This is a genomic window from Acidobacteriota bacterium, from assembly GCA_012517875.1.
Lineage (GTDB): Bacteria > Acidobacteriota > JAAYUB01 > JAAYUB01 > JAAYUB01 > JAAYUB01.
The window spans coordinates 1-6,083 of record JAAYUB010000028.1; the positions used below are offsets into that span (position 1 = coordinate 1).

The 6,083-nt window shown below is 67.8% G+C and carries 5 protein-coding genes; 1 reads left to right on the top strand and 4 read right to left on the bottom strand.

Annotation, left to right across the window (positions count from 1 at the left end):
* Positions 1-225 precede the first annotated feature (225 nt).
* The 3 genes from GX414_04205 to GX414_04215 form a co-directional block, all read right to left on the bottom strand.
* On the bottom strand, positions 226-1,431 hold the full coding sequence (locus GX414_04205; protein ID NLI46290.1) for a YgeY family selenium metabolism-linked hydrolase: 1,206 nt from the start codon (positions 1,429-1,431) through the stop codon (positions 226-228).
* 94 nt (positions 1,432-1,525) lie between these two features.
* Entirely contained in the window at positions 1,526-2,857 is a 1,332-nt protein-coding gene (ssnA, locus tag GX414_04210) for a putative aminohydrolase SsnA (protein ID NLI46291.1), read from the bottom strand.
* Positions 2,858-3,380: 523 nt separating this feature from the next.
* Positions 3,381-4,232, bottom strand: a complete 852-nt coding sequence (locus GX414_04215) for a hypothetical protein (GenBank protein NLI46292.1) — start codon at positions 4,230-4,232, stop codon at positions 3,381-3,383.
* A gap of 92 nt (positions 4,233-4,324) precedes the next feature.
* Between GX414_04215 and GX414_04220 the strand changes: the two genes are divergently transcribed.
* Complete coding sequence (locus GX414_04220) at positions 4,325-4,870, top strand: hypothetical protein (protein ID NLI46293.1); 546 nt, start codon at positions 4,325-4,327, stop codon at positions 4,868-4,870.
* Positions 4,871-5,189: 319 nt separating this feature from the next.
* Here GX414_04220 and GX414_04225 read toward each other — a convergent pair.
* On the bottom strand, positions 5,190-6,083 hold an 894-nt coding region (locus GX414_04225), incomplete at its 5' end, for a glycine--tRNA ligase subunit alpha (protein ID NLI46294.1).

A 6,083-nucleotide genomic window follows, 5' to 3' on the forward strand; every position in this document is an offset into this window, starting at 1 on the left:
CAAGTTATAAGTTGATGGGTTATTGTTGATGGTTAATCGTCCATCCTGTTCGTTTGCCGTCTGCATCCTGTTCGTTTGCCGTCTGCCATTTCCCGTCTCCCGCCGGCCGTCTCCCGATTCACCCATTTACCGATTCACCCATTCACCGATACACCGTTCTGAGATACCCAATGAAAAGCGACAAATAAAAAAACCATTGTGTCCTTTGTGACTTTGTGGCGAATCCTACCTTCCGTTGAGCTGCGCCATGAACGCGGTGTAGAACGCGGCGGCGGCGCCCAGATGGTCCACCGGGCACGACTCGTTGGGCGCGTGCGCTTCCTTCTCATGGCCGGGGCCGAGCCCCAGGCACGGAATGCCGGCCAGTCCGGCGATGGCGACGCCGTTGGTGGAGAACGTCCACTTGTCCACCACCGGCTCGGTGCCGAGCGCGGCGCGGTACGCCGCCACCGCCGCCTGCACGTAGGGCGAGGCGGCCGGCGTCACCCAGGTGGGGTAGTACTTCTGCATGGGGAACACCTTGCCCGTGTAGGCGGGTTCGGCGTATTGGAGCACCTCCACCGCCGCATCCGGGTGACCGGCGCGGCGGCAGGCCTCCTGCACCTCGGCCACCGCCGTGTCGATGGTCTCGCCCACGGTGAGGCGCCGGTCCAGCTGGATGCTGGCGGCGTCGGGCACCGAGCAGGCCGACGGCGATGAGAAGAACACCTGAGTCACGGTGACGGTCCCCTTGCCCAGAAACGGGTCGTCGGCCAGCCGGGCGTTGAGCTTCTCGATCTCCAGGGCGATGCGGGCGATTTTGTAGACCGCGTTGTCGCCGCGCTCGGGGGCCGAGCCGTGGCAGCTCACGCCCTTGGCATGGACCATCATCTCCATCCGGCCGCGCTGGCCGCGGTGGATGCGCAGGCTGGTGGGCTCCGTGATCACCACCGCCTCGGGCCGGATCTTTTCTTCTTCGACGAGGTACTTCCAGCACAGTCCGTCGCAGTCCTCCTCGATCACCGTGCCCGTGAAGAGCACCGTGAAGTCGCCGGCCAGGTCCATCTCCTTCATGATTTTGCCGGCGTAGACCATGGCGGCCAGCCCGCCCTTCTGGTCCGAGGCGCCGCGGCCCCACACGTGCCCGTCGGCGATGTGGGCGTCGAACGGGTCGAAGCGCCACAGGGCGCGGTCGCCGGGGTAGACGGTGTCGATGTGGGCGTCGAAGGCCACCAGGCGCTTGCCGCGCCCCACCCGGCCGATGATGGACCCCAGGCCGTCAACGCGCACCTCGTCGAAGCCCAGCGTGCGCATCTCGCGGTCGATCACCGCGACCACTTCCTTCTCCTTGGTCGAGTGGGACGGTGTGCGGACGAGATCGCACAGGAACCGGGCGATCTCGGGTTCGAGTTCCTTTGCGCGGGCATGGATTCTGGCGTACAAGTCGGTCATGTGACGATTACCTCGGTGAGAAATGCCGTCAAGCAGTCTGAATGAATGTCATTATATTGATCATTTTTCATTTGTCATTGTTCATTGGTCATTTTCAAAACCGGTCCCACAGGGAGGCAGCAAGCTCGCGGGCGCGGGCGGCCAGCGCCGCCTCGTCCACATCGCGTTCCAACCGCTTGCCCGTCATGAGGACGCGGCCGCCGACGACGGTGGTGTCCACCGCGGCCTGGCTCAGGCCGAACACGACGTGACCGCGGACCGTGGCCGGCTCCAGCGGCGTGGGCGGGTCGTAGTCCACCAAGATGAGATCGGCGGCGGCGCCCTCGGCCAGGCGGCCGACCGGGAATCCCCAGAGGCGGCTGGCGATGGCCGGGTTGTGGACGAGCAGCGTGTCGGTCACTTCCATGAACGCCGCGGTGGGGCCGTTCTGGCGCAGGTGCTGCGCCCAGAGGGCCACGCGCAGTTCCTCGAGCATGCGCACCGTCATGGCGTCGGTGCCGAGACCCACGGTGATCCCACGCCGCGCCATGGCCAGCAGGTCGGCGATGCCCACGGCGTTGTTCAGGTTGGACTGCGGGTTGTGGGCGACCATGGTCTGCGTCTCCGCGAGCAGGTCGAGTTCGGCGTCGTCCACATGGACGCAGTGGGCGCAGATGGTTCCGGCCCCGAGCAGCCCGTGGTCGCGCAGCCGCCGCACCACGCGCTGACCGTGCTCCCGCATGTTGTACTCCTGGTCGGCGGGCGACTCGGCGGTATGCACGTGGAAGCCGGCGCCGAGTTCCCGGCCCATGGCGGCGGCGCGATCCAGGGTGGCGTCGCCCAGGGTGAACGCGGCGTGGAGGCCGAACAGGGCGCGGAGTTGAGGGTCCTTCTCATCCTTGCAGCGGCGGATGAACGCGGCGTTTTCCTCCAGTCCGGCCTGGGCCACGTCGGCGCCGTCACGGTCCGAGACCTCGTAGCAGAGGCAGGCCCGCAGCCCCGCCGCCTTCACCGCACGGGCGATCGCGTCGAGCGAGCCGCGGACGGCGCCGGGACTGGCGTGGTGATCGATGAGGGTTGTGGTGCCGCTCCGCACCGCCGCCACCGCCATGACCAGCGCGCTGACATAGGTGTCGTCCAGGGTGAGCCGGCGGTCCAGCCGCCACCACAGGTTGCGGAGCTGATCCACGAAGTCGCGCGACGGCTTGGCCTTGCCCAGGCCCCGCACCAACGTGCTGTAGAAATGCATGTGGGCGTTGATCCAGCCGGGCAGCACCGCCTTCCCCGCGGCGTCGATGACGCGGGCGCCGGCGGCATCCACCTCGGCGGCCGGCGCAATCTTGTGAATGCGGCCGTCCTCGACGCGGATGGCGTGGTCCCGCAGCACCCGGTTGTCCTCACCCAGCGTCAGAATGACGCCGCCCCGGATCACCAACGGTTGACTCATTTCTTTCCCTCGTACTCGTAATCGTGATCGTAATCGAGGCTCGGGGCTCGAGGCTCGTTCCCGTAACGCGGACTTCGGACTTCGGTGATCAAGATGCACAGTCGCGATTGCCATCGCCCCGCGGCCGTGACGCGATCGCGGACGGTCCATCGTACCCCGAAGCGGCGGTGGGTGGAACAAAAATTTGGGGTGGAACAGCCGCGGACCTTCCGCAGCCAACCGGCCGCGCCCGCCCATCACCCGGTGCCGGCAGCTCCGGATGCAGAAGACACCCATCACTGATTGTCGATGATCACGCCGACCCGTCACCCGGTGATCGCCGATCCGGATGCGGCGGACGACGATCCTGCGATGTCATGGATCGGATGTGCTCCGCATCCAAGCAGGCTGCATGAAAAACGGTCGAGAAGTTGCCTCGGGTCAACTTCCCAACCTCCCAACTGTCCCCGCTTCCGTCCCTCCCTCAACAGGTTCTATTCACCCGTTCACCAATTCCTCGACCCATCACCGGACGGCTTCCCCTTCAGGGCAGCCCCACCGCCACGTCGCCGAAAGCCACGGCTTCCGTCTTCGGCTTGCCGCCGAAGTCGTACGTGGCGAACACCCGGCCGATGGCGGCATCCACGCGAGCCACCACCGCCGGGCGGAAGCTGCCCATGGACGGGATCATGACCTTGTCTCCGGCTTTCACCACCGGCTTGATGGGCAGCGGCGTGCAGTCGGCCCTGGCCGCGACCGCCAGCCGGCCGGCGAAGCCGATCCCCAGCACTTTCTCGCCGCTCACGCCCGTCACCAGGAGCCGTTTGTAGCCGCCCGCCGCCTTGACCGCCACCACGTTGCCCACGATCAGGCCGTCGCGCTGTTTGTGGAAACAGTCCGCCTTGAGGGTGTCGTCCTTCTTGCCCACACCCGCGGGATTGTCGTAGTCGAGATCCAGGTACCGCACTTTGGGCGCCGCGGGTGTGCCGCCGGCGATCACGATGGCGCGCTGCAGCCCGGAGCCGGACTGCCAGGTGCCCAGCACGATGTCGCCCACCGCCGCCTGCTCGCCGCGCCGGATGGGGATGATGAGCGCGTTGGGCAGGGTGACGATGCGGCCTGTCAGCGTCTTGAGCTGCGACTCGGCGGGACCGGGCTTTTCCATGTAGGCACCGTAGTAGATCATGCCCGTCTTGTCGAGGCCTTCGGCGACGGCGCGGTCGAAGAACTCCCGGGCCGGGGCGATCACGAAGTCGCCGGGCTGGGCGGTGGTCTTCACCACGGGGTACGGCAACGGGATCTCGCCGGGCTTGAGCGCCGGCCGGGCGTTCTGGGCGACGAGCGGCGCCGCCAACACCGCCAGCAGGACCGCCAGGATCGCAACTTTCTTCATCATCTTTCTGCTCCTGTCCGTCATAATAGGCGCGGCGCCATCGCCGCGATCCGTTAGACGGACAGACGCCGAGATTTCACAGACGGGGGCAGCCCATGAACACCGCGACCCACAGCCGCATCACCCTGGCGGCCGTCGCCTTGTGCCTGGCGGCGGGTTGGACTCTGGCGGACACGGCCAGGCTGAGTGTCCTGGACTACTATCGGGAACTGCCCGCCGACGTGTTCCAGTGCGAGGCGGACGCCGCGCCCGACCCCGCGGCGCGCGAGCGCCTCATCGTCCACCGCAACATCCCCCACGGCTACATCCGGGCCATGGTGGAGAGGTTCCCGCTGGAGGTGGCCCTGTTCCGGGAACGGGACACGGTGCGGGACATCGTGGCCGTGTCGCTGGAGTGCGGCGACGGCTGCATGTGCCGCCGGCTGGATTTCCTCGTGCGGGAAGCGGACGGCTGGCGGTCGGTGCGCGCCGACGTCTTTCCCGCCGCTGAAGCCATCGAGGCGGCGCTGGGCCGCGACACCGGCTATGCGTTCCAGCTCCCCGAGACCGGCACCACCATCCGCGTGGTGGACGTCGAGAGCCGCGCGCAGCTTCTCACCCTGCCGTGGGACGGGCGCCGGTTTCACATCAGTAAACAGTAAACAGTGAACGGGGAACGGGGATCGGCATACCGTTCGGATGGCAACGAAAGTCGCCAGGCGCCGCCCGGTGAAGCCGGGCAGCGCCTGGACGAGAGGTCGTTTGAAAGGATGCGCGCCCCGGGTCAGGGGCGCGGGGAAGCGACGCCTTCACCCACACCGATTCGCCACGACCCGCTTATGGGTAGCGAACAGTAAACAGTAAATAGTGAACCGGAAAAAGAGAGAGGCGAGAGTGATGAAAGCCGCCATGGTCCGGTCGCAACACCTCGCGATACTTACTGCTCGAATGTCGTCGGCGTGACGCGGGATCGATCGTCAATCAGTTCGCTTCCGGGAGGAGCTGCGCACGGGCGCGGCGGAGGTTGTCCGCCGCCTGCGGGTAGTCGGGGCGCAGTCGCAGGGCCTCCTCGAGCTGGACGGCGGCCTCGGCGGGCCGGCCGGCGTTGAGCAGGGCGCTGCCCAGGTTGTTGCGGGCCCGGGCGTCGCCGGGCTGCAGGCGCACCGCGGCCTCGAGATGGGGCAGCGCCTCACGGAGACGTCCGTGGGTGGCCAGCCAGGTGCCCAGGCTGTAGCGGGCCTCGGCCAGATCCGGATCCAGCCGCACCGCCTCCGCCCACGCCGCCGCGGCCTCGTCCAGCCGGTTCCGGCCGGCCAGCGTCCGCCCCAGCGACAGCCACGCCCAGGCAAAATCGGGCTGCCCCGCCACCGCCACGCGGTAATGCATCAGGGCGGCTTCGGGCCGCTGCCAGGCGGCCATGATCTCGCCCAGGTAGAAGTGGACCTGCGGGTGCTCCGGCGCCCGCTGCAGCGCCCGGTAGTACCAGCCGGCCGCCTCATCCAGCCGGCCCAGCTTGTGCAGCGACGAACCCAGCTTGTACAGGTAGTCGGGATCCCCGGGCTGGAGCCCCACCGCCACGCGGTACTGCGCTGCAGCGTCTGCGGTGCGGCCGCGGGTGAACAGGATGGTGCCCAGGTTGGACTGGGCGACGGCGCTCCCCGGGTTGATGGCGATCGCGGCCCGGCAGTGCGCCTCGGCCTCGTCGATGCGGCCGGCGGCCAGCAGCGCCACCGACAGGTTGTCGTGCGCCTTGTCGTTGAGCTCGGTCACGGAGACCGCGCCCCTGGCGTCCAGGAGGTTGAACGTGTGGCTCATCTTCAGCACCTGCTCGTAGGCGGGCCAGACGAGCCCCGCGTCGAGCGTGCGGCTTGCCTC

Coding starts and splice junctions, on each gene's coding strand:
- GX414_04205 (NLI46290.1), bottom strand. CDS start 1,431: ATGACCGACTTGTACGCCAGAATCCATGCCCGCGCAAAGGAACTCGAA.
- ssnA (NLI46291.1), bottom strand. CDS start 2,857: ATGAGTCAACCGTTGGTGATCCGGGGCGGCGTCATTCTGACGCTGGGT.
- GX414_04215 (NLI46292.1), bottom strand. CDS start 4,232: ATGATGAAGAAAGTTGCGATCCTGGCGGTCCTGCTGGCGGTGTTGGCG.
- GX414_04220 (NLI46293.1), top strand. CDS start 4,325: ATGAACACCGCGACCCACAGCCGCATCACCCTGGCGGCCGTCGCCTTG.